The organism is Helicobacter pylori (genome assembly GCF_003636935.1).
Lineage (GTDB): Bacteria > Campylobacterota > Campylobacteria > Campylobacterales > Helicobacteraceae > Helicobacter > Helicobacter pylori_CH.
Map to the genome: position 1 here is coordinate 1 of NZ_MVVH01000027.1, position 1,889 is coordinate 1,889.

The following is a 1,889-nucleotide window of genomic DNA, read 5'->3' on the forward strand; positions in this document are numbered from 1 at the left end:
TTTAAACCCCCCAAGCAGAAATCCCAAATATCTTTAGTGTTTGGGATGAATGCTTTAGTTCCGCTAGGAACTATATAAAAACCTTAAGTGAAACTAACCTTGATTTTCTATATACGCTTTGATCGTTTCAGGATTAGCCTCACCGATAGAGCAAGCAAAAAAACCATCAGTCCAAAAAATTTTTTCTTTCCAAAAGTGTTTTTGCAATAAAGGGATAAATCTCTTATCACGCCAAACTCTATAAGTAGTGATTTGTTTGATTCTAGAAATAATGGAACTAATGGACATTCTAGGGATATATTGAACCATTAAGTGCAAATGATCTATATCGCTTTCCATCGCAATGATAATGAAATGACTTTGGGTGGCTATCTCATCTATAACAGACTTAATAAAATCATTCAAATCCCCTTGCAACAACTTTTTTCTGTATTTACACACTAAAATCAAATGGGCTTTTAGATTATGCTTGCTTCGGTTGGTTGAAACATACCCCCTTAATGGATAATGGTTTTTTCTCATTCCTCTATCCTTATTCATTATTTATAAAAATATTGTATAATAATACAAGATAAAGATAAGGAGTTATTTTTGCTTAACGCTATCAAGTTTAGAATCTATCCTAACGCCCAACAAAAAGAATTGATTTCTAAACATTTTGGCTGTTCTAGAGTCGTGTATAACTACTTTTTAGATTACCGACAAAAACAATATACAAAAGGCATTAAAGAAACTTACTTCACCATGCAAAAAGTCTTAACCCAAATCAAGCGGCAAGAAAAATACCATTATCTCAATGAATGCAATTCTCAAAGCTTGCAAATGGCGTTAAGACAGCTTGTGAGCGCTTATGATAATTTCTTTAGCAAAAGAGCGAGATACCCTAAATTCAAATCCAAGAAAAACGCTAAGCAATCTTTTGCAATCCCTCAAAACATAGAAATCAAAACAGAGACTCAAACAATCGCACTCCCTAAATTCAAAGAGGGCATTAAGGCTAAATTACACAGAGATTTGCCTAAAGATAGCGTTATCAAACAGGCTTTTATTTCTTGCATAGCCGATCAATATTTTTGTTCTCTATCCTATGAAACCAAAGAGCCTATCCCTAAACCTACCATCATCAAAAAAGCGGTAGGTTTAGACATGGGCTTAAGAACGCTCATTGTTACAAGCGATAAAATAGAATACCCACACATCCGCTTTTATCAAAAATTAGAAAAGAAACTCAAACAAGCGCAAAGGAGGTTAAGTAAAAAAGTAAAAGGCTCCAACAACAGGAAAAAACAAGCTAAAAAGGTGGCTAGATTGCATTTAGCTTGTTCAAACACTAGAGATGACTACTTGCATAAAATCAGTAATGAGATAACCAATCAATACGATTTGATAGGGGTAGAAACTTTGAATGTTAAAGGTCTTATGAAAACCTATCATTCTAAAAGCCTTTCTAATGCGAGTTGGGGGAAATTCCTTACTATGCTAGAATACAAAGCCCAAAGAAAAGGGAAAACCCTATTACACATAGACAGATTTTTCCCTAGCTCTCAATTATGTTCTTATTGTGGGTTCAATACAGGCAAAAAACATGAAAGCATCACTAAATTCACTTGTCCTCATTGTAAGATCACACACCACAGAGATTACAATGCGAGCGTCAATATCAGAAACTACGCTTTAGGCATGCTAGATGACAGGCATAAAGTAAAGACAGATAAAGCTAGGGTAGGGATTATCCGAAGCGATTACACTCATCACACTAATGAGTGTGTCAAAGCTTGTGGAGCTTTCTCTAACAGGGTTAGTTCATATGGCAACATATTGGATCTAGCTAGTTATGGAGCGATGAAGCAAGAAAAAGCCCAATCGCTTTAGCGGTTGGGTAATTCACA

General features: G+C 35.2%; 2 protein-coding genes. One reads left to right on the forward strand and one right to left on the reverse strand.

Annotated elements, in window-relative coordinates:
- Window positions 1-93: 93 nt before the first annotated feature.
- Window positions 94-540 carry an IS200/IS605 family transposase gene (gene tnpA, locus EAL87_RS07940; RefSeq protein ID WP_162972710.1) on the reverse strand — a complete coding sequence of 149 codons (447 nt, stop codon included), beginning with the start codon at window positions 538-540 and terminating at the stop codon, window positions 94-96.
- A gap of 51 nt (window positions 541-591) precedes the next feature.
- Here tnpA and EAL87_RS07945 point away from each other — a divergent pair, with 51 nt between their 5' ends.
- Complete coding sequence (locus tag EAL87_RS07945; RefSeq protein WP_120914254.1) at window positions 592-1,872, forward strand: RNA-guided endonuclease InsQ/TnpB family protein; 1,281 nt, start codon at window positions 592-594, stop codon at window positions 1,870-1,872.
- Window positions 1,873-1,889 lie beyond the last annotated feature (17 nt).